Raw genomic sequence first — 22753 nt, 5'->3', positions numbered from 1 at the left:
TCAAGACCTTTGCCACAACAATTCATTACGACTCGGAGCGCCAATTTCAATCAATTCTCGGTTGCTGGGATAATTGCGGGTAATTTGTGGGAAAGGTTCCGGGGATATTCCCCATTGTTTTAAAAGTTGGTGCAATAACTGGTCTTGTCGATCGCGAAAACCCCAAATATCATCGCCCCCACCGTTAAGGATGGCAAACCAGACTAAACCGCGATCGCGAGTGGGTAAAACTCCGGCTAAGGCACTCACATTCCAGAGGGTGCCGGTTTTAACCACGGATCCAGCGGGAATATTGCGGTCTTCCATCGTGCCGCCATCAGTTCCGGCAATGGGAAATAAGTCCGCAAGAGTCAGGGGCGCTGTGGCGTTCCCCGGTTTGGCGGCATCCCTGCGTAAATAATTCTGAATCGCCATAAATAAGCCACAAGCCGCACGAGGAGAAATCCGATTTTCTTCACCCAACCCAGACCCGTTAATCAGTTGAATTTGTTCTGGGGGCACTCCCGCAGCTTCAGCGGCAATTTTTCTGACTACTTGCACTCCCCCCAGGGCGTCCGCTAATATCTCCGCCATCGTATTACTGCTGTGGATGTTCATTAACTTTAATAGTTCTACCAGGGGCAGGGAATAATGACGAATTAAGGGAGTAGTCTCGGTCGGGGGTTCTTTAGACACAAGCACCTGACCGGCGATCGCTACTTGGGGTTTGGGTGTAGCTGGGGCGGCCAGTTTTTTTTGAGCATTTCGGGACATAAGATTATAGGTGTCGGTAATTTCTGCTGACCAGAGTTGTGCGTTCAATGCTTGTTTCAGCAGTTCCCCACTTTTTTGCCCGTTATCCTCGCCATTCATCAAAAAATTACCTGTAATCACCAAATTGCCGGTGACACGCCGAATTCCCAAGCGGTTGAGGGCATTCCCCAGAGCGATCGCCTCTTCCCAAACAAATAAAGGATCGTACCCACCGACAATCACTAAATCCCCTTCTAACACCTCACCCACCACCTGACCCCTAGCGGCAATCAGGGTTTCAAACTGATGATCCAGTTTCCAAGTAGACAAAGCGGCCAAAGAGGTCGCCACCTTAGTAATGGAAGCTGCTGACCGGGGAATATTCCCTTGATGATTAGCCAGTAACTCTCCCTGAGTGGTCTGCAACCAAATCCCTTGATTCTCTCGCCGCACACCTTTCGCCTCCAATGCTTTGAGATATTCCTCTAAGGTGGCATTCGTGGGCGAATCCACTCCCCCCATTTTTTTTTCATCCCAGACAAAACCGGGAATCCCCGATCCGATTAACAATTCCCCAGCATCCTGCTCACGGATCTGAACTCCGCTTAACTCCAACCATACAGATATCAAACCTGAACTCAATAACTCCAGCATTTTTCTAATAATCGATAAAATTTTTTAAGTAGGGACAGGGAATTTTCTCTACCCTACGCCGACAACCAATTCAGGACGGATTCCCTAGGGCATATCATTTTTTTGGATGCTAGGAAACAAGTATAGTTTCTCCGGTGTGTCGATCAAGCACTATACTTATGCTTGGGTAGAAGCCTTCTGGTAGAATTTTTAAGGTTTCTATGACGAAAGATCAATGGGATCGACTAGCGCAAGAATAGCAGTAGATGCTATGGGAGGGGATCATGCCCCTGCCGAAATCGTCGCTGGAGCTATTAGAGCCCAGCAAGAATTGGGCGTAGAGGTTTTGCTGGTCGGCGATCGCGATCAGATTTCCCTAGCGCTCAAGCAACATACCAATATATCTCCATCTCAAGTACAGATAATTCATGCTGAAGAAGTTGTGGAGATGGGTGAGGAGCCTTTGACCGCTTTAAAACGCAAGCCCAAGGCTTCAATTAGAGTGGCAATGGATTTAGTCAAAAATAACCAAGCGGATGCGGTTGTCTCTGCCGGACACTCTGGTGCGGCAATGGCAGCAGCATTGCTTAGGTTAGGACGTTTACCCGGAATCGATCGCCCGGCCATTGGCGCCGTTTTTCCTACGGCGATGTTGAATAAATCTGTACTGATTTTGGATGTGGGAGCTAATGTAGACTGCCGCCCGAAATTTTTAGAACAGTTCGCGGTGATGGGATCGATTTACAGCCAATATGTCTTAGGTATGTCCGAACCGAAAGTCGGACTGCTCAATATTGGCGAAGAAGCTTGTAAAGGAAATGAGCAGAGCCTGAAGACCTATCAACTCCTCGAACAAAACTCCCAAATTACCTTTATTGGTAATGCGGAAGGTCGGGATGTGCTGACAGGAAAATTTGATGTCATAGTCTGCGATGGCTTTGTCGGCAATATTTTGTTGAAATTCGCTGAAGCCGTGGGCGAAATTGTCCTGCAAACCCTAAAAGAAGAACTTTCCGCTGGCTGGCAAGGTAAGCTTGGAGCCACGCTTTTAAAACCTAGTTTAAGGCGATTTAAGCAAAGGGTGGATCATGTGGAACATGGGGGCGGCTTGTTGCTGGGTGTGGCTGGAGTTTGTATTATTAGCCACGGCAGTTCTCAAGCACCTTCTATCAAGAGTGCCATTCGTTTGGCCAAAGAAGCTATTGACCATCAAGTGTTAGACCGAATCAAGGTTTGGGATCAAAACCCCGACCCATCAGAGGTGAGCAATTAACTCAGGTGGTGGCGACTAACAGCGAATAGATAGCGAATAGATATTTAACGCGAATGAAACGCCAATGCTTATGGAGAATTTACATTGAAACAGGTATTTAATTCTGGAGGGGCAGGGATTGCAATTATCGGCAGCGGTTCAGCTACTCCAGGGGTTTCCTTGGATAATGAAGCCCTTTCACAGATAGTCGAAACTTCCGATGAGTGGATTACAACTCGCACCGGCATTCAAAACCGGCATATCGCTCAACCAGCAGATTCTCTGGCGCAGCTAGGAACCGAAGCGGCGGTTGAGGCGATCGCTATGGCCGGTATTACACCAGCAGACATCGATTTGATTATCTTAGCTACCTCCACAGGTGATGACCTATTTGGCAGTGCCACGACCATTCAAGCTAACCTCGGAGCGACGCGAGCGGTAGCTTTCGATTTGACCGCCGCTTGTTCGGGCTTTTTGTTTGGATTGGTGACAGGCGCCCAGTTCATTCGCACCGGCGCCTACCAAAATGTGCTTTTAGTAGGTGCAGATATTCTATCGCGCTGGGTCGATTGGTCAGATCGCACGACCTGTGTCCTGTTTGGGGATGGCGCCGGAGCCGTGGTGATGCGGGCATCTTTGGACGGCGATCGCTTGTTAGGATTTGAACTCCGCAGTGATGGCAGCCAAAATCAATGCCTGCAACTTCCCTACTGCTCAACCCCCAAAACTCTGGTCAATGACATTTCGGTCAGCCAAGGCACTTATCAGCCCATCGCGATGACGGGTAAAGAAGTTTATCGCTTTGCGGTGACGCAGGTGCCAGAAGTGGTGGAAAAAGCTCTGTTTAGGGCAAATTTAACCGTTGACCAAATCGACTGGCTGCTACTGCATCAAGCAAATCAGCGGATTCTGGCTGCTGTAGCCCAACGGTTAAATATTCCTAGCGATAAGGTATTGACAAATTTGGCAGCTTATGGTAACACATCGGCGGCTTCTATCCCCTTGGCACTGGATGAAGCGGTGCGATCAGGTAAAGTGCAACCCGGTGATATTATTGCCTCTGCTGGCTTTGGTGCCGGTTTAACCTGGGGTGCGGCGATCTTTCAGTGGGGTTGATTTTTGGTCGGTGGCCGTTGGCTGTTAGCCGTTTGCCGTTCGCGAAGCGTGCCGGAGGCATTAGAACAGTGAAAATTTAACCGTCTGTAGGGGCGAATGGCCATTCGCCCCTACCAGTCAAAACTTAACCAACAAATTCTTAATTCCTATTAGGGATTTCTACAACAGTAAAGTAAAAATAAACATAAATGACTAAAACAGCATGGGTTTTTCCCGGACAAGGTTCTCAGGCGATCGGCATGGGAGTGGATCTCCAAGAATTGCCCCAAGCACAACCTTTCTTTAAAAAAGCTGAGGATATTCTAGGTTGGTCGGTTTTGGATATCTGCCAAAGTAATGAAGAAAAATTATCCTATACCCCATATACTCAACCTTGTTTGTATGTGGTTGAAAGCATTCTGGCACAGTTGATGCGCGATCGCGGATATCAGCCCCAGTTAGTCGCCGGTCACAGCTTGGGAGAATATGTAGCCCTGTATGTGGCTGGGGTCTTTTCCTTTGAAGATGGATTAGCCCTAGTCAAGCAGCGGTCGGAATTAATGAACACTGCTCCCGAAGGGCAAATGGATGCTCTGATGGGCTTTCAGCGGGAAGAACTGGAACAAGCGATTGCCCAAATTCCTGATGTGGTTATTGCTAATGACAATAGCGCCGTGCAAGTGGTGGTGTCCGGCACTCCTGCCGCGATCCAACAACTTAAAGCCAGTATTAAGATTAAGCGAGCGGTGACATTGAAGGTTTCCCGCGCTTTTCACTCCCCGTTTATGGCTACTGCGGAAGCGGAATACCGCGAAGTCTTGGCATCAGTGCCATTTACCGATGCTCAAGTGCCGGTGTTGTCTAATGTTGACCCCACCCCCGCGACCAAAGCCGAAATTTTAAAAGCCCGACTGATGGCCCAAATGACTGGTTCAGTCCGTTGGCGAGAAACTTCTCTCCAGTTGGCGGCAGAAGGCATTGAAGAGGCGATCGAAATTGGGCCGGGTAATGCCCTGACGGGTTTGATTAAGCGGACTTGTCCCGATATCGCTTTGAAGAATATTCACCGGGTGGCAGATTTATTGCCGAGCTTATCTTAAACCAAGCCGCAAGCGATCGCCTTGTAATATCCCCCGATCGCTGCCCCATCACTGCCTTTGTCATGTAAATCATAGATCACCATAGATCACCATAGATCACCAATGAGTCACGACCAGCCGAAATCCAAATTTGTAGGCCGCGAACCGCGATCTAGCTTAATCCTTTATCACTTATTTAAGTGGTCAGTGGTTAGCCCCATGCTGCATATCTATTTTCGGGGTCGCATTTATGGCGCCGAAAAAGTCCCGCAGTCCGGCCCTTTGGTGGTAGTCAGTAATCATGCCAGTGATTTTGATCCGCCGATTGTCTCTAACTGTATGCGGCGACCTGTGGCGTTTATGGCCAAAGAAGAGTTATTTCAGGTGCCGGTACTGAAAGATGCCATTCGCTTGTATGGAGCTTATCCAGTGAAACGCGGCTCCGCAGACCGCAGTGCGATGCGTTCGGCTTTATCATATCTGGAGCAAGGATGGGCAACGGGGCTATTTTTGCAAGGCACTCGCACCCCCGATGGTCGGATTACAGACCCCAAGCTGGGGGCGGCATTGATTGCGGCGAAAGCGAAAGCCCCCATCCTGCCGGTGAGTTTGTGGGGGACTCAAGCCATTGTGAAAAAGGGATCGCTTTTGCCCAAACCTGTACCCGTTACTATTAGAATTGGCGAACTTATGGAGCCACCGAGTTCGAGCGATCGCGAAGAATTAGAAAGAGTCACCAATCATTGCACTGAAGCTATTAATGCGATGCTTGATTTGGGACGATAAGAAATTGTTATTATTTGTTGGTTATTGGTTATTGGTTATTCGGCGAATTAAACAACAACCAACCAATAGTTATCAGGGAACAGGCAACAGGGAACAGGCAACAGGGAACAGGCAACAGTGGTGAATAGTGAATAGTGAATAGTGAACAGGGAACAGGGAACAGGCAACAGGCAACAGGCAACAGGCAACAGGCAACAGGCAACAGGCAACAGGCAACAGTGGTGAATAGTGAATAGGGAATAGGGAATAGGGAATAGGGAATAGTGAATAGGGAATAGTGAATAGGGAACAGGCAACAGGCAACAGTGGTGAATAGTGAATAGTGAATAGTGAATAGTAAATAGTAAATAGTAAATAGTGATACTTCTTTTGTACGGGCGTCCTTGCGAAGCATAATCCGTCAGGCTATATGGCCATTCGCCCTTACCACTTTTGTACGGGCGTCCTTGCGAAGCATAATCCGTCAGGCTATATGGCCATTCGCCCCTACCACTTTTAACTTTTAACTTTTCACTTTTCACCTTCCCCGTTCCACGCCACTTGCTAGACTTGGGGAGACCCCAAGATCGCAGTGGCTCCTGATAACTGTTCCCCTTTCTCCAACCAACAACCACCAACCAACAACCAACAACCAACAACGAATATTAACTTGGTTCCTTGCGGTTAGCCAAACTCGATCCGGTATATCCGGTTGTCACCCACAACACCGATCGCACCCCATCCCGAATGACTTTTTCTATGGGTTCAGGCGATCGCCCCGAAGGAACAGGTAAGGGCTGAAATTTAATCCCTCGACTCCCCAAAACAATCTCCCCAATCACTCGTGCCCGCAACATGTGGTCATCGGATGTCACCAAATAAACCGATTCAACCCCTTGGGACTTGAGTTGATCCACCACCGTCGTAAAGTTTGTCACCGTATCCACCGCTTGATAATCTAGATGGACTCGATTTAGATCGATTCCCTCGTTGGCAAACAGCCATTCGGCATATTCTTCATTACTGCCTCCAGAAACCCAAATCTCTAATTCTGGGTGTTCTAAGGCAAATTTAGCAGCAAATTCTTCCCGTTCGATCGCCCCTCCCAAAACTAACAATGCTTCTGGAGGCGAGGGACTTTTGAAGGGTTGATAATGCAACCATAACGCCATTAAGAATCCTATGAGTAACCACCAGAAAGTCTTCCGCATAGAAAACTTTTGAGTACGTCTTTTTCTGGAAGTCAAACAGAGCCTCATATCGATTCGGGAGTTGGGTAGATTTTCAATTAGAGAAAGGTAGGATCCTTTTTTTGGCGTCAGGGCTTTCGCATTGGCACTGAAACTTTAGTTGTAAGGCAATGGGAGAATCGCCAAGATTTTCAAGGGAATGCGAAAGACCCTATCCGGGCTGCATGATAAACCAAAGCGATGCCTGTTCGCTAGACATCGCTTTAAGTTTAGCAAAGGAAAATCAATTTCCACCGGAAAATTTAACGCTTATTTAAGCCTTGTTTGGACGGGACTGGCCGGATTTGAACCGGCGACCTAGCGCTTCAGATTCGTGAGAGTTTCCCCTCTCTCTGGACTATTCCTTCACCTTATGCTAACAGCCGTTAGGTGGTGGCCGTTACGTTTGAGGAGGTTTCTACTTTGTAGAGCATCGTTTCCGGGACATAAGGCCGAATTCGTTCAAGAAATTCTTTCCCTGCCTTGGTTCCCATGCGTAGACGGTAAAAGTTTTTCCCTTTAGTTAACCCCCAGTTTATTTCCCAAACTTCGGAAAAATAAGCGATAATTAGCTCATTTTCTGCCTGAGAAATTTGGGTATTTAAGGTTATTTCTAAGCTATGAATTTTACCGTTTTTTTTTGAACGATTTACTTCCTTTGTCTAAGAACCATAAGGCAATTCCTGGCAGAGTTAATAAGTTTAAAAACTCTCTGGTTATTTTTTGAGTGCCTCCAGGAAATCGCTTTTTGACCAATACCCTAATTAAAGGGATTAACTTGGGTTCTAAACAGAGGAGACGAGCGCCCTTTTTCGTGAACCGACTATACAGGCTAACGGGTTTTTGGGTAATCTGTTCCAGAAGTCGCTGTTTAAAGAGGACGTAATCTTCTTGAAAAGCTGGGTGTTGAATATAAAAGTTGTTTTGTCTTTTATACGCATTTCCCAACAACATTCCCACTAAAACCCCGCGTTTCTCTACTTTTGATGAGACATAATAGTCCATCTAAATTTCGCTCCCGCAAACCAGTCTCTGCACCTTCTCTACCTTTATTGGGTAGAGCTTGGCTCAAGATTACCTTATTTGTGACTTAGAGTCATCTGGGATTCCTCTCAACACATCTTTAGGCTTTCTTGAATTTGACCACATTCACTCCTGAAGTTTCCCCCAGGGTGCCCGATGATTCAGGAGGCGCTTGCTCTATCCATCTGAGCCACAGCCCCACGCATTTTTAGATCATAGCAGACCTTTACGGCAACAAAGCAGGATTTTGACCTGAATCTTTGACTCTGAGAGAGATTTCCGCGTTGATAAATCCATCGATGGGAATCGGTGTTCGGTTGAAATTCTGTCCCCAGCCCCGGAACCGGATCCGGCGATCGGGTGTAAGCTGCGATCGCAATTGATTAGTTGATTAGTTGATTAGCTGATTAGTTGATTGGTTAATTGATTCGTTTTTGCATCGGAGTCGCCATGAATAGCCGCAATACTCAAAATCCTGTACTCTTGGTTCATGGGATTTGGGACAAAGAGAAAATTTTCTGCCGTCTATGTGATTATCTGCAAAATCAGGGTTGGACTTTGCATACCCTAAATCTCAGACCCAATACTGGGGCAGCCCCTCTGGAAACTTTGGCGCAACAGGTCGCAGCGAAAGTCGATCGCACCTTTAGACCTGATGATATGTTTGATTTAGTGGGTTTTAGTATGGGGGGACTCGTGACTCGCTACTATGTCCAAAGACTTGGGGGTGTGGAACGAGTGCAGCGATATATTACGATTTCTGCGCCTCATCATGGGACCATCACGGCTTATTCTCTGCCGTTGAAAGGGGTGATGCAAATGCGTCCTGGGAGTGATTTTCTGCAAGACTTGAATGGGGATGCGGTGGAAATTTTGAGCCGATTGCAGTTTACTTCGATCTGGACTCCTTACGATCTGATGATTGTGCCCGCGAGTAGTTCCAAAATGCCTGTGGGAGAAGAAATTGTGCTGCCTGTGCCAGTGCATCGTTGGATGGTGAGCGATCGCTGCTGTTTGGAAACCGTGGCTCAAGTGCTTTCGGTTGAGCGGCGCTCTAGCGGCGCACGAGATGTATCATCGATTTATGCCTAGCCAACGTATGATAGTAGCAGATTATCAGGCAAACAAGGCAAAAATTATCTTTGCGCTTCAGAAACGCCAATATAGTAAATAAAACATTACTAAACTAATGACTATGGCAAAAACGACAAAATCAACAGCAATTAAAGTTCAGCTATTGCGAGAAGGGATTGTCGAATCCGTTCATCAGGTTGAAGCCGTAGTTTGCGATCACCGAGGACGGGTGCTTTCCGTGGCAGGTAATGCTCAAACCACTGCCTTTGTTCGCTCCGCACTCAAACCATTTCAAGCCCTGGCAGTGACTTCTACCGGCACATTGGAACGCTATGACCTGAGCGATCGTGACTTAGCGATTATTTGTAGTTCTCACAAAGGTTCTATTGAGCAATCACGGCAAGCGTTTCATATCCTCTGGTGCTGCGAACTCGAACCCTCAGCCCTGCAATGTCCCATTCCTCCTGGGAAAAGTAGTCCCTTGGAACATGGTTGTTCTGGGAAACACGCGGGAATGTTAGCGGTTTGTCAGCAGCGTAATTGGGCAATTAACACTTATCTGCAACGCAATCATCCGGTGCAACGCTTGATATTAAGCAAAATTGCCGAACTGTTGCGGATGCCTGCGGAAGAGTTTATCTCCGCTTACGATGACTGCGGCGCCCCAACTTATCTGATGGAACTGGCACAAATGGCCACTTTATATGCTCAACTCACCTCTGGGGAAAATTTGGAGATGGAACGGATTATCCGCGCTATGACCATTTACGCCGGTTTAGTCTCTGGAGAGGGAGAATTTGACACAGAACTGATGCAGTTGACTCAAGGAGAATTGGTCAGCAAATCTGGGGCTGAAGGAATTCAATGTATTGGTCAAGCAAGATCGGGGCTGGGATTGGCAATTAAAGTCCTTGATGGCGGCAAACGCGCTAAACGAGCCGTGGCGATTCACTTGCTGAAACAGTTGGGCTGGATTACCCCAACGATCGCCGAAACTCTTTCGGACAAGTATATTAATCTGACCAATTTTACCCGGTTAGATACCTTTGGCGAATTGTCTATGGTCTAAGTCATCGGGTATTTTCGCTCCCCCTGGCGACAGTTTAAAACTTGTCTCTGGATCAAATAAGTCCGCTTTGGCGGGCTTATTTGATATTAAATACTTATTATTGAATATTTATTATTGGTTATTTGTTATTTGGGACAAAAGTTTTTTTAATTAGGGGTTGCAATTTAAATCAAAGTGTGGTTATAATAGTGAAGGCAACGCGGGATAGAGCAGTCTGGTAGCTCGTCGGGCTCATAACCCGAAGGTCGGTGGTTCAAATCCGCCTCCCGCCATTTTACTTAAACCCTTATAGGCTAATGCTTATAAGGGTTTTTATTTAATATCCTATGCTTCTGGTTTTGTTGAATCGCCATCGTAATACGATTTGATACTCCGCCGCTAAGAAACGGGGGATTCTAAGTAGAAAGGGGAAAAATCAAGTCAAGAAGACTTTTGCCTGCGATCGCTTTGATCGGGTAAATTGTTCAATAAAAAATCGATCGCCTCTGGATCCATTGGCCGATAAAATAAATAGCCTTGTCCATATTCACAACCGAGCGATCGCAAAATTGCCATTTGTTTAGGGGTTTCCACCCCTTCCGCAATCACATCCAATCCCAGACTATGCGCTAAAGTCACAATTGATTTAACCAGAGTGAAATTTTTGGAATGTACTTCCATATTACTCACGAAAGAACGGTCAATTTTCAGGGTATCAATCGGTAAATAATGGAGATAACTTAAAGAAGAATAGCCGGTGCCAAAATCATCAATCGAGACTTGAATCTGTTTCGCTTTTAACTGTTCTAAAATTGCCGTAGCGCGTGCGGCGTTCTCCATTAACACAGTTTCAGTAATTTCCAACTTGAGGTTGGCTCCTTTTAAAGAATATCCGGCTAGAAAATCATCAATTTCTAATAACCAATCGGGGTTAGCCAGTTGAATTGCCGAAAGATTGACACTAATCGTCATTGATTCAGCAATAGGGAATTTTTTTTGCCATAAATTTAACTGGCGGCATACTTCCGTTAACACCCATTTACCCAGGGGAATAATCAATCCGGTTTGTTCCGCCATAGGAATAAACTTTCCAGGAGAAATCATTCCCAAACGGGGATGTTTCCAGCGCAATAAAGCTTCAAAACCTTTAACTTTTCCGGTTTTTAAGCAAACAATCGGCTGATAATTTAAATGGAGTTTTTCTAATTGAATGGCATTTTGTAGCTCGACTTGTAACTGAAGCGATTCAATCGCGCTGCTTTGCATTTGTGGGTCAAATAGCGCGGTTTTTCCCTGTCCGTGGAGTTTGGCATGGTGCATCGCCGTATCCGCTGCTGTGAGAAATTTCTCTGGGGTTTGATAACCGATATGGCTCATTACAATGCCAATACTGGCGGTAGAAAAGACCATTGGGCGAACGCTCAGTTGAAAAGGCGCTTCCATCGCTTGATGAATCCGCTCGGCGACGGCGATCGCCTCACTAACCTCTTGAATATTAGGCAGTAAAATTGCAAATTCATCAACGCCAATCCGGGCAATTTCTATGTCATTTTCCAGACAAGTTTTTAACCGACGTGCGGTCGCTGCTACCAATTGATCTGCCAGCCGATGACCGAGGCTATATTTAATAATTTGATAACGGTCTAAATCAAGATATAAGATAGCAAAGCCACCCGCAGGCTGATTTGGCTGATTGTCTAATTCGGGAGGGATGTCTAATTCATCAGATTGATCGGCATAATAATGTAGAGGAATAACGTTACAAATAGCCGACGTTTGCTGCTGCTTAATTAATTGACTCAGGTGTTCCAAAAATAAAGTTGTGTTGGGTAAACCTGTGAGGTCGTCGTATAAAGTTAAATACTCTAATTTGGCGATCGCCTGTCGGCGTTCGGCTCGCAGTTCTGCTTCTTTTAGCTCCCGATCGATCACGGGAACCAGTCGAGTCAGCTTATCTTTTAACATACAATCATGGGCTCCGGCTTTCATCGCCGCCACAACGATTTCCTCGCTCACCTTGCCGGATATAATAATAAACGGAACATCTAGTTCTCGTTCGCGCAATAATCGCAAGGCCGAAAATACATTGAGGTGGGGCATAGAATAGTCAGCCAGAACAATATCCCACTGCTGCATTTTCAGGGCTTTGGTCATTGCCGTCGCATTATCCACCCGTTCATAAATCAAGTCATATCCACCTTGCTGAAGCGCGATCGTCAGCAATTCAGCATCATCTGGTGAATCTTCTAGAATCAAAACTCTCAGAGACTTAAGCATATCAATTTTCGATAATATCAGGAAACATTAGCAGGAAACATTAACAGGAAACATTAACAGGAAACATTTAGTTAAGATGGCACCTTAACCTTTCCTTGACAGAATCATCGGCGATTTGAGACGAATAGCCAAAAATTATACTGAACTTCAATCTAGACAGATCCGTACCAAAAAAACTGTGTCACAGATCACTATATTCAATGGTCAGATTTAACCGATCCCTTAAATTTGATCGGATTTAACGGATCAGATTTAACTGGTAAGATTTACTTATGAGATGGCTAAAGCAATTCAAATTAGCTTTTTGTTGTTGAGATTTGGCTCTTCAATATGTTCGATCGCATCCCCTGATTTCCAGATATAGATTACCGACGATTCGTTAAGTTTGGGTATTGATTCGTTTAAATTAATAATTATTAAATTTTTATTAATTTTTTTCGGTTCTCTATAGTTTCTTTCAACAAGTATGATATCACAGTAAATTTACTTATACAATCAATATTCTTTCAAGGTTTCCTCAAGATTAACTGAGTTGACTGATTACATCAATAACCCGATGTCATAGAATTTTGTCATAGAGGGTTAATTGAATAGTTAAAGCTGTGGAGATAGATGGCGGATTCTGTTCAGAATCCGCCATCTATCTATTTTAATCGGTAATCATTAAATAATACTTAAAATAAATTCAGCCAAAGAAATAAAGATTCTGGCTGGAGCAAAATAAGGTTTCTTCTTTATATGATTGTTATTATTTATTTGTTATCAGCTAGTTATGACATATAATAACAAATAACTAATAACCAATAACCATCCCAAACAACCAATAACGCTTAACCAATTAGTCAAGGCGGCGAAGCCAAATGTTAGATTTTCTAGATCCATTAAGTGGAAGGTATGGGCGCTTCATTGAAAATTAACCAATAAATCGCTAATTGCCGAATTGTTGCTTGAAACTGAGTAAAATCAACGGGTTTGCGAATATAACTATTACATCCTAGATGATAACTATTAATCAAATCTTCGGGTTCCCCAGAGGTGGTCATCACCACCACCGGCACAAATTGGGTGTCAGGGTTCGCCCGCAAACGGCGCAATACTTCAAAACCACTGATTTTGGGGAGTTTTAAATCCAGTAACACGAGGGAAGGGATGACTGGACGATCGCATGAACCAGACTCATTTTGAGCAAATAAATAATTGAGTGCTTCCTCCCCATTACGAGCGATCGCGACTTCCGGCAATAAACCACTTTCTTGAAAAGCTAATTCAGCTAATTCACAATCATCGGGGTTATCTTCTACCAACAAAATGGTCGGTCTCATGGTCATATTTACCTGGAAACGATGTGAAGTTTTGTAAAAACCATCTAGTCAGTCATCCACGGTTGAAGGCTAATTTAGCCGATTGACAATTATTTGTGACTGGCTGAGGTGAAGATTTTATTAAAAAATGTAACAATTATAAGTAAGAATGACTCAGAATTTTTTTGGGCGACAATAAAAGTAATATCGCCATTTTAACCAGAATTTTCAGGGACAATATTTTCAGAATAATGTCAGGAATTAATTAACGTTGAATCATTAGCTTAATTTTCCGAAAAAAACTCTCTTTAGGCAGCGATCGCAGAGACAGCAAATCCGTGATAAATCAAACCAAAAATAGTGAGCCAACCTAGAGATAGTCTGTGATAGGGATCACTCAGTATTTTTAATTAGATTTATGATTTTTTTATGAATTTAAATTAAGACAATTCTGCCAAAGATTCATTCTTGGCTGAAAAGCCTCTATATTTTTACAGATCGATCGAGAAAACTTTGATAAACTTTCATAAAGTTTTGATAAAGTTATGACATAAAACCTTCATGGCTCAGTGTTTTCTCCGCCAATTCACCATTGGATGTCAACTGGGCGCGAAATTCTCGGTGTACCGCTAAGTGGCGTAATTTTTTTTCAGTAAAATTGCGTATTCGCGGCTGGATCTAGGAGCCAGCAATTTCCAGGGCTAACCCATCGTGGTGATATTTAATCGAAGCATGAAGAATTGCTGGTCGTAAATTCACGAATGGGTCAGGCGATCGCGTCCGGCTAGGATAAGGTAAAATAAAAAGTAGCCCCTTGATTCACCGCACTTTCCGCCCAAACTTGCCCGCCATGTTTGTGGATAATCCGCTTCACCGTGGCTAGTCCGATACCAGTACCGGGAAATTCCTCCTCAGAATGGAGCCGCTGAAAAGCGCCAAATAATTTGTTGGCAGAGCTCATATCAAATCCGGCGCCGTTATCTTTAACAAAATAGGCTAATTTTCCATGATAATTTTCGATCGCGCCAAATGAAATTTCTGCTTTGGGTTGTCGGCAGGTGTACTTCCAAGCATTATTGAGTAAATTTTCCAGAACAATTCGCAACAGTCGCGTGTCCCCTATAGCGATCAGTCCTGGAGTGCTGCTAAATTTAACATTTCTTTCGGGGGCATTTTGGCATAAATCGGCCATAATTTCTGAGGCGATCGCACTTAAATCCACTTGAGTCCGCTGCATCTGACTCCGGGTAAGTCGTGAAAGACTCAACAAATCGTCAATCAATTCTCCCATCCGCAAGCTATTCGCTCTAATCCGGTTTAAATAATGTTTTGCCCGTTCATCTAATTGATCTTGATAAAACATGAGCAAAGCCTTGCTAAATCCATCAATGCCCCGCAGAGGAGCCCGCAAATCGTGAGAAACCGAATAGGAAAATGCTTCGAGTTCTCTATTAGTAGCTTCCAGTTGGGCGGTGCGTTCTTGAACCCGCTGTTCTAACTCCTGGTTAATGTTTATAATTTTTTGTTCCGTTTGTTTGCGTTCGGTAATGTCCCAAAACATAGAAACCCCGCCAATAATCGTGCCATCGAGATGGCGAATCGGGGCGGAACTCATCAGCAAAGTTCCGAGAGTTCGATCCTCATATTCAATGACAATTTCTTCGGCTTTGATCGCTTCTCCCGTGGTAATGGAACGGATAATCGGCCATTCTTGCGGTTGATACAAACTTCCATCTGGGTGAAAACCCCGCCAGTGAGAATAGTCCTCAATGTTTGTGGTATCTAAAAAAAGATTGCCAGAAAAAAGAGTGCCAGAAATTTGTTTGGCTTGTTGGTTGCGCCAAATTAAGCGCCCAGAAGGGGCTTCCGCCACGATCGCGCCCACGGGCATATATCGCAAAACCGCTTCCAGAAGCGATCGCTCTTTGGCTAATAATGATTTAGATTCTTGAGTGACGATCCCTTGGGTGTTTCTGGGCAAATTCGTTAACTTTTTGATAGGTAAACAAGTGCTTTGGATGATTAATCCCGCAATTTCACCAGTGCGATCGTACCAAGGACACATTTGCCAAATTACCGAATAAATACTGCCATCGGCTTTCACCCATTCGGCAATTTCACTGGTTAAAGTTTCCCCAGCTAAACATCGTTCTTTAATCACAACCCAATTGGGCGGGAGTAAAATTGGTAATCGCTCGTAAACTTGACTGATAGTTTCGTCATGTTCTAGGTTATAATCCTTGAGCCAAAGCTGAGTGACTGCCAAAATCTTGCCTTCATAGTCCACCCAGGCGATCGCCGCTGGGATAGAGGATAAAAACTGTTGATAAGGTAGCAACTGCTGTGGTTCTATTTCGTAATTTTGCTCTGAATCTTGATCTGGTTTCGCCATCATAGAGATCAGCCTTAATACAACTGAAAGCTTGCCGCAATGTTTTTGGGCAAAATTTCCTGGAAAAATTGGTTTAAAAAAATGGCTAAAACATTACGGTATTTTTAGGGGCATAAATTGACCAATTTGAATAAATTATTCTATAAATGAGAGCCAATGGCTTTATGGTTATGGCCAGTAAATCTCAACGTACCTAAAATTTAACATCAAAACTATATTATAGATAAGATAGCCCTGATTTTTTTAATAATTTTTTTGCTCAAATAAAATAACTTAAATTAAGTATTAATAGAGACAACATGGCATCGAAGAAATGTTTCCTGGAATACACAAAATCCTCGGAATTACCAGGTTAAAATTTTTTCATTAATTCCTAGATCGGCAAAGGTATCGGTAAAGGTGTGGTTTACTGGTTAGTGGTTATTTATTTGCTATATGCAATTTAAAAGTAAGTTTTTGTTAACCAACAACCAACCACCAACCCTTCTTCGACCGCCATCGGGCTAGGGGGGCAACCACCAACCACCAACCACCAACCACCAACCACCAACCACCAATATGGGCGAACAGCCGTTAGTCCCTACAGAATAATAACCAACAAGTAGTAACAATTACATCTGATATTTACCACCTTTTTGAGGATTTGACCAGTCACATCCATAGTTTTTCGTCTCTTTAATTAATTGACTCCACGGATTTGGCAAGATAGGCTTGTCTGTAGAGTGAATAATCTCAAATAGGCCATCATCTCTTACCTGACCAATTCGCACGGTTTTCGATAAATGGTGATTATTTTCTATTCTGACTATCCCTTCAGGAGCCATTATTTGTTGACCCAAAGCCGCTGACCGGACTGCGGTTAAGTTCGCAAATGTTCCGGCTTTTTCTACTGCTTTTTTCCACAAAAATACCATAATATAAGCTGATTGCATTGGGTCACTAAGCACCCGTTGTTTTCCATACTTAGCCTGGAAATTTTGGATAAATTTTTTATTTTCTGGACTATTTAGCGTTTGAAAATAGTTCCAAACCGCATAGTGTCCTTTGAGATATTGCGAGCCAATAGCTTTAATTTCCGTTTCGCCGATACTGACGGACATAGTAGGATATTTTTCGGGGGTTAAGCCAGCGTTTTTAAGTGCCTGAAAGAAAGCGACATTACTATCTCCGTTCAAAGAGTTAAAAATCACCCCCCCATCAGGCATTGCCGCTGTAATTTTATCAATGATTGGTGTTACTTCTGTGCTACCTAGCAGCAGATACTCTTCGCCGAGGGCTTCTCCTCCTTCGATCGCTAACTGTGCTTTAATAATTTGATTCGCTGTTTGGGGAAAAATATAATCAGAACCCACTAAGAAAAATTTTTTACCTTTATTTTTGAGTAACCAGTCAACAGCCGGTTCAATTTGTTGATTAGGGGCAGCGCCGGTATAAAATATATTTTGAGAACATTCTTGTCCTTCATATTGCACTGGATACCACAGGAGATGATTTGTTTCCTCAAAAATTGGCAAAACCGCTTTACGACTGGCAGAAGTCCAACAGCCAAAGACCGTGACCACTCGATCTTGAGAAATCAATTTGCGGGCTTTGGCCGCGAAAGTAGACCAGTCAGAAGCTCCATCTTCTATAATGGGTTCTATTTGTTTACCCAGGACTCCACCCCCGGCATTGATTTCCGCGATCGCCAGTTGTTCGGCATCAACAACACTTTTTTCACTAATGGCCATTGTTCCCGTCAGAGAATGAAGAATTCCGACCTTGATGGTCTTGATGGTATCATCAACCGCTGATGATTGGCGATCGCACCCTTTTAATAAAAAGCTGGTTCCCAGGGTTCCAGATGCATACAACATAAATTTGCGACGATTCAGTTGGCTAGTCATGGTACTTTGTCCTCACTTGATTAATTGTTTGAACTCAGTGAACTCTGATTAGACTTAGATAAAATGACAAATGTTTGTTTTTTTGTTACAATCCTAGATCGAGCTTATGGATGTTTTTCAAAAGCCTTTTTTGTCGTCTAGGATGGGGCTAATTAAGGATTATAATATAATATTAATGATTTTTATTATTTTTTTATCACATCACCAATAATTTTATTTAAATAATTTAAATTATTAAAATAAGTTTTTATTATAAAAAGTATTTTTTAATTAAAATTTAAGTATAATTAATTGTTGATTTGAGCAATAATAGCGAAAAAATTCCCAAAAAATATGGCAAAAATATTAGTGATTGATGATGATATTACTGTCCAATTAGTGTTAGTTCACTTACTAGAAAGAGAAGGACATCAGGTGAACACCGCAACCGATGGAGCAACCGGAATGCAACTGGCCAAGCAACAGCATCCAGATGCGATCGTTTGTGATTGGATGATGCCCGGTCTTGACGGTCTAGAAGTCTGTCGTCAAGTGAATGCCGATCCCGATTTGGCCACGACTTTTTTTATTTTACTAACCGCGAGGGAAGATGTGGGCGATCGCGTCAAAGGTTTAGATGCGGGGGCTGATGAGTTTCTCTCGAAACCCATTGAAGCGGAAGAATTGTTAGCCCGAATGCGAGCCGGTTTGCGATCGCGTCGGTTAACCCAACAAGTGGCACACACCAATCAGTATCTAGCGGCCTTAGTAGAAGTGCAAAATTTATTATTAGCCTGTAGCGGTCACTGTATTTTATACAACCAAGCGATCGCCACCTTGGGAAAAGTCTTTGGGGCGAGTCAGGTTTATGTTTGTCGATTATCTTTCGACTCCGAGGGCAACCTTAAACCTTTACTCCAAGGGGAATGGTGTGAACCCAATTCTTGTGAGACTTCGGAAAAACTTTCTCCACCCACACTGATCGAGACTCAGCTTTTCCCTAGCTGGTTAGAAATGCTAGAAAAAGGCCAAATTATTACCGGGAAAGTGGCGGAATTACCAGAATCCGAGCAAGAGGTTTTACAGGCTTTAGGGATTTCAGCCGTCTTAATTTTACCTTTAATTGTAGATGATCAACTATTTGGCTGGATTAATTTTGAATTTAAACATCAAGATTACTCATTTAATTCCTCAGAAATAGAAATTTTACGAGCCGCCGCCGCCGCATTTTCCCTGCATTTTGATCGCTGCTTGACCGAGGAAGAACTCCGCAAAAGTGAGGCGCATTATCGGGCGATTGTGGAAGACCAAACCGAACTGATTTGTCGGTTCGCTCCCGATGGCAAACTGACTTTTGTCAATGAGGCTTATTGTCGTTATTTTGGCATTAGCCGTGCCGAAGCCTTGAATAATTCTCTCGTGCCATTCATTCCTGACCTGAAGCGAGATATTATGCAATATCCCGTGATGATTCACGAAAGTCGGATCGTCTTAAACAATGGCAAAAATCGCTGGTTACAGTGGAGCGATCGGGCTATTTTTGACCACCAAGGAATCTTACTAGGTTTTCAAGCGGTTGCTCAAGATATCACGGAACGCAAGCGAGCGGAGGAAGAAACTATCAAAGCACTGCAAAAAGAAAAAGAATTGTCAGAACTGAGAAGTCGCTTTGTTTCAATGGTGTCCCATGAATTTAGAAATCCTTTAAGTTCGATTATTTCAGCGGCAGACTTGTTGGAATATTACATAGAAACTGCCAGCACCGAGAAAAAACTTCAATATATTGAGCGGATTCAAAATGCATCGACTACGATGAATGAGTTATTAGAAGATGTTTTAGTCATTGGTCGTCACGAAGCGAATAAGGTAGTTTTCCAGCCGACTGAAATCAACTTAATTGAGTTTGGTCAAAAAATCATCAAAGAAATTGAGTTTAGTTTGAATCGAGCCAATCAAATTATTTTTAAATATCAAGCATATTTGGATTCAGATAGAAATGACTTAAATCATAATATTTGCGGCTTTTTTGATGAAAAACTGTTGCGACAAATATTATCTAATTTACTATCCAATGCCATTAAGTATTCGGCGAATAATGCTTTAATTTATCTGGATTTAATCGGGAGAGATAGTGAGGTTATTTTTATGGTTAAAGATAGCGGTATTGGCATTCCCAGTGATGATTTGCCTCACCTGTTTGAATCATTCCATCGCTGTCAAAATGTTGGTATGATATCTGGAACTGGACTAGGTTTGACCATTGTTAAACGCAGTGTTGATATGCACGGAGGCCAGATTTTTGTGGAGAGTGAAGTTGGTGTTGGGACTACGTTTACAGTGACTCTACCATTGCAGTTATAACTGGAAGAAAATACCAGTCCTTAGCCTTGGAAAAATCAGGTGAACCGATGACAAGAAACATGGCAATTGTTCCTCGTATCTTATAGGAAACGCCGCTATTTTTTCCTGTTGTTTCTCAGTGTATTGCTCAGAGTCAACAAAATACATTGAGCCGCGATCGCCACTGGATTTTGGAGTAAAGCCAGTGGCGATCGCGGCAATTCGTCTCGAATAGGGAAAAGAAGAATTATCTCCTCTGATTCCCCTAACATCTTTCTGAGTTATGGAAAATTTTGGGGCATTTCAACCTTGTTGGGAATATTTAAGACCAGAGGGTTTTGGCTTGAATCCACTCATTTGACTCATAGACTTGCGACGGTACATGACTTGTCACTCCTTGAAGAGTTAAAGGATCAAAACCCAACTGCTGAGTAATTCTTTCCCTTGCTAAAATACGATATTCCCAGAAATGCTCTCCTGCACCACATAATCCTAAATAGATATTCAGCAATTGAGGCTTTTGCTGGAGAATTTGCCAGAGTTGTTGCCAAAACTGACTACGAATTTCTGGGCTTTGCCAACCTTGTCGCCATAGTAATCGAGCTATGAATACCAGGAGTTTACGTTTAGGAAAATACATCGGTTGGTGTAGCAGAGGATTGGTTTTGATTTTAAGACATTGTTGAAAACAACGTTTTAAATAGTTTTGCGGATCATATAATGTCCAAATTGCTTCAATATACTCGTGTGCAATCTCAGCAAGGGGACGAGTGGGTTTAAAATTCATCAGGGCATTTTGATCCCCAAATTCTTCTCCTCCTGTTCCTTCTAGGAGGCGTTGTTCTTTTTTGAGGCGTTGCCACAGGGCAGTATTGGGTATCGCTTGTAAAATCCCTAACATCGGTTGGGGAATATTGGTGGCTTCGACAAAGGCTTGAATGCGATCGCCCGCTCCTTTGCGTTCACCATCAAAACCCAGGATAAATCCGGCATAAATGAGTAAACCTGCGTCATTAATAATGTGACAGGCATCGATGAGGGAATGACGAGTATTTTGAAACTTCAGCGTGAGTTCTAAGCTATCCTGATCCGGTGTTTCAATCCCCAGAAATACCGCATAGAAACCCGCTTTGACCATTAAATCAAGCAACTCTGAGTCTTCGGCTAAATTAACCGAAGCTTCTGTCATAAAAGTGAAAGGATAATGACGTTCTTCCATCCAGGGAATTAAATCCCGTAATAATCGTTTGACATTACGAGTATTCCCGATAAAGTTATCATCAACTATCAAAACTGAACCGCGCCAACCTAAATCATAGAGAATTTGTAATTCGGCTAAGGTTTGACTAGGGTCTTTGGTTCGTGATTTGCGTCCGTAAAGGTTGGTAATATCGCAAAATTCACATTGAAAGGGACAACCCCGCGAAAATTGAACTGCCATCATTAGGTAATCTTCTCGTTTCAGCAAATCGAAACGAGGTGGAGGGCTTTGGCTTATATCAGGTTTTTCTGAAGCCCGAAAAATTCCTTGTTCTTGACCGGAATTAATGGCATCAAGGAATTGGGAAATGGTAATCTCTCCTTCATCTAAAATCAAATAATTCGCACCTGCTGCCAGTGCCGGATCGGGAATTGAAGTAGGATAAGGCCCACCCACAGCAACCTTTTTGCCTAGTTGCACTGCTTTTTTTATTTGAGCGAGAAAATCGTCTTTTTGGGCTAACATTGCGGAAAGAATCACTAAATCACACCATTCCCAGTCTTGATCGGTTTCGGATTGAACATTGCGATCGCAAAACCGGATTTCCCAGTCTTGGGGTAATAAAGCGGCAACAGTAATAATACCTAACGGGGGAACTGATGCTTTGAGTCCTACCATTTTCATAAAGGCATGATAAGACCAAAAAGTTTTAGGAAAAAGAGGATAAAGCAATAAAGCTTTCATACAAAATTGATTTTAATAAAAAACTGAATAGTTTATTTTAGCAATCCATTTTATGTTTGCCCACATTTATTATAAAACTTTATATTTATTTTATTTTTATTAAAATAAAACACCATAAAATGCAAAGTTTTTGCCATAAGACTTGTTTATTCTTGATCCCAAACTATATATATAAATCAAAAATGTATTTGTAAATTAATTTTGATAAAAAAAACCAAATAAAAAATTTTTTGTTTTAATTACATTATTTATTGTTATTTAATATATTAAAAACATTAAAAAATTTAATATATTAAATCAATAATGATTTTAGGCTTAAATAATCTCACCTCACCATGAGAATAAACAATGACATTTGGTAGAAAAAATATTTGTTTACCTTGTTTCAAAGAATTAATAGGATACTTATTGTTTGATGATTTTGTGGCGTTTGATGCAGGTAATCTCAGGCTAAATCTAATAAAAATATTTTTTTTCCCCTGGATATATATTTTAAAAACGTTGATTTATGGCGATGACAATAAAAAAATAATTTTACGACGGAATTAATCAATCAAAATCCTCTGAACTTCTTTCATATCCAGGGGAATATCTCTAACTCATTTTAAAATAAGCCAACCGAAAACTTAAACATTCTTTAAGAATGTTTAAGTTTTTATAACGGTCAGATCGGATCGCTAACCCCGAAAAAGTTTTTTGGCAA

At 42.9% G+C, this 22753-nt stretch carries 18 protein-coding genes and 1 tRNA gene; 9 read left to right on the top strand and 10 right to left on the bottom strand.

The window, feature by feature from the left end; translation table 11 throughout:
- Positions 1-1386: a D-alanyl-D-alanine carboxypeptidase gene (locus tag AM228_RS08915; RefSeq protein ID WP_054465772.1), complete on the bottom strand. Its 1386-nt coding sequence runs from the start codon at positions 1384-1386 to the stop codon at positions 1-3.
- 214 nt (positions 1387-1600) lie between these two features.
- Between AM228_RS08915 and plsX the strand changes: the two genes are divergently transcribed.
- From plsX to AM228_RS08895, 4 genes are all read left to right on the top strand, one after another.
- Positions 1601-2638, top strand: a complete 1038-nt coding sequence (gene plsX / locus AM228_RS08910; RefSeq protein WP_072160723.1) for a phosphate acyltransferase PlsX — start codon at positions 1601-1603, stop codon at positions 2636-2638.
- Positions 2639-2722: 84 nt separating this feature from the next.
- Positions 2723-3733 carry a beta-ketoacyl-ACP synthase III gene (locus AM228_RS08905; protein WP_054465770.1) on the top strand — a complete coding sequence of 337 codons (1011 nt, stop codon included), beginning with the start codon at positions 2723-2725 and terminating at the stop codon, positions 3731-3733.
- 188 nt (positions 3734-3921) lie between these two features.
- Entirely contained in the window at positions 3922-4812 is an 891-nt protein-coding gene (gene fabD / locus AM228_RS08900; RefSeq protein WP_054465769.1) for an ACP S-malonyltransferase, read from the top strand.
- Between the two features lie 102 nt (positions 4813-4914).
- Positions 4915-5577: a 1-acyl-sn-glycerol-3-phosphate acyltransferase gene (locus AM228_RS08895; RefSeq protein WP_054465768.1), complete on the top strand. Its 663-nt coding sequence runs from the start codon at positions 4915-4917 to the stop codon at positions 5575-5577.
- Positions 5578-6221: 644 nt separating this feature from the next.
- Here the strand turns inward: AM228_RS08895 and AM228_RS08890 are convergent.
- The 3 genes from AM228_RS08890 to AM228_RS36090 all read right to left on the bottom strand — a co-directional run bounded on the left by AM228_RS08890 (position 6222) and on the right by AM228_RS36090 (position 7790).
- On the bottom strand, positions 6222-6728 hold the full coding sequence (locus AM228_RS08890; RefSeq protein WP_231636718.1) for a YdcF family protein: 507 nt from the start codon (positions 6726-6728) through the stop codon (positions 6222-6224).
- A gap of 443 nt (positions 6729-7171) precedes the next feature.
- Complete coding sequence (locus AM228_RS36095) at positions 7172-7354, bottom strand: hypothetical protein (protein WP_255353172.1); 183 nt, start codon at positions 7352-7354, stop codon at positions 7172-7174.
- A 58-nt stretch (positions 7355-7412) separates the two neighbouring features.
- Positions 7413-7790 carry a hypothetical protein gene (locus AM228_RS36090; protein WP_255353170.1) on the bottom strand — a complete coding sequence of 126 codons (378 nt, stop codon included), beginning with the start codon at positions 7788-7790 and terminating at the stop codon, positions 7413-7415.
- 468 nt (positions 7791-8258) lie between these two features.
- Here AM228_RS36090 and AM228_RS08880 point away from each other — a divergent pair, with 468 nt between their 5' ends.
- The 3 genes from AM228_RS08880 to AM228_RS08870 all read left to right on the top strand — a co-directional run bounded on the left by AM228_RS08880 (position 8259) and on the right by AM228_RS08870 (position 10223).
- Positions 8259-8900 carry a triacylglycerol lipase gene (locus tag AM228_RS08880; protein WP_054465766.1) on the top strand — a complete coding sequence of 214 codons (642 nt, stop codon included), beginning with the start codon at positions 8259-8261 and terminating at the stop codon, positions 8898-8900.
- Positions 8901-8997: 97 nt separating this feature from the next.
- Positions 8998-9951, top strand: a complete 954-nt coding sequence (locus AM228_RS08875) for an asparaginase (protein WP_054465765.1) — start codon at positions 8998-9000, stop codon at positions 9949-9951.
- A gap of 198 nt (positions 9952-10149) precedes the next feature.
- Positions 10150-10223, top strand: a tRNA-Met gene (locus AM228_RS08870).
- 148 nt (positions 10224-10371) lie between these two features.
- Here the strand turns inward: AM228_RS08870 and AM228_RS08865 are convergent.
- The 4 genes from AM228_RS08865 to urtA all read right to left on the bottom strand — a co-directional run bounded on the left by AM228_RS08865 (position 10372) and on the right by urtA (position 17786).
- A complete protein-coding gene (locus AM228_RS08865; protein WP_054465764.1) occupies positions 10372-12207 on the bottom strand; it encodes an EAL domain-containing response regulator in 1836 nt (611 codons plus the stop codon).
- Positions 12208-13088: 881 nt separating this feature from the next.
- Complete coding sequence (locus AM228_RS08860; protein ID WP_231636712.1) at positions 13089-13529, bottom strand: response regulator; 441 nt, start codon at positions 13527-13529, stop codon at positions 13089-13091.
- A 763-nt stretch (positions 13530-14292) separates the two neighbouring features.
- Positions 14293-15903, bottom strand: a complete 1611-nt coding sequence (locus AM228_RS08855) for an ATP-binding protein (RefSeq protein WP_054465762.1) — start codon at positions 15901-15903, stop codon at positions 14293-14295.
- Between the two features lie 608 nt (positions 15904-16511).
- The gene (gene urtA / locus AM228_RS08850) at positions 16512-17786 is read right to left on the bottom strand and encodes an urea ABC transporter substrate-binding protein (protein WP_054465761.1); all 1275 of its coding nucleotides are present in this window, start codon (positions 17784-17786) and stop codon (positions 16512-16514) included.
- Between the two features lie 333 nt (positions 17787-18119).
- Between urtA and AM228_RS08845 the strand changes: the two genes are divergently transcribed.
- Positions 18120-20126 (top strand): ATP-binding protein, encoded by a 2007-nt coding sequence (locus AM228_RS08845; RefSeq protein WP_054465760.1) that lies wholly within the window; start codon positions 18120-18122, stop codon positions 20124-20126.
- Between the two features lie 95 nt (positions 20127-20221).
- Here AM228_RS08845 and AM228_RS32185 read toward each other — a convergent pair whose 3' ends face one another.
- Positions 20222-20377 carry a hypothetical protein gene (locus AM228_RS32185; protein WP_156331642.1) on the bottom strand — a complete coding sequence of 52 codons (156 nt, stop codon included), beginning with the start codon at positions 20375-20377 and terminating at the stop codon, positions 20222-20224.
- Positions 20378-20427: 50 nt separating this feature from the next.
- Positions 20428-22050 carry a B12-binding domain-containing radical SAM protein gene (locus AM228_RS08840; RefSeq protein WP_082348807.1) on the bottom strand — a complete coding sequence of 541 codons (1623 nt, stop codon included), beginning with the start codon at positions 22048-22050 and terminating at the stop codon, positions 20428-20430.
- Positions 22051-22398: 348 nt separating this feature from the next.
- On the opposite strand from AM228_RS08840, the gene AM228_RS08835 reads away from it, so the two are divergent.
- Positions 22399-22599, top strand: a complete 201-nt coding sequence (locus tag AM228_RS08835) for a hypothetical protein (RefSeq protein ID WP_054465759.1) — start codon at positions 22399-22401, stop codon at positions 22597-22599.
- Positions 22600-22753 lie beyond the last annotated feature (154 nt).

Source organism: Planktothricoides sp. SR001 (assembly GCF_001276715.1).
GTDB classification, from domain to species: domain Bacteria; phylum Cyanobacteriota; class Cyanobacteriia; order Cyanobacteriales; family Laspinemataceae; genus Planktothricoides; species Planktothricoides raciborskii.
This window is presented reverse-complemented; position numbering and strand designations above follow the sequence as displayed.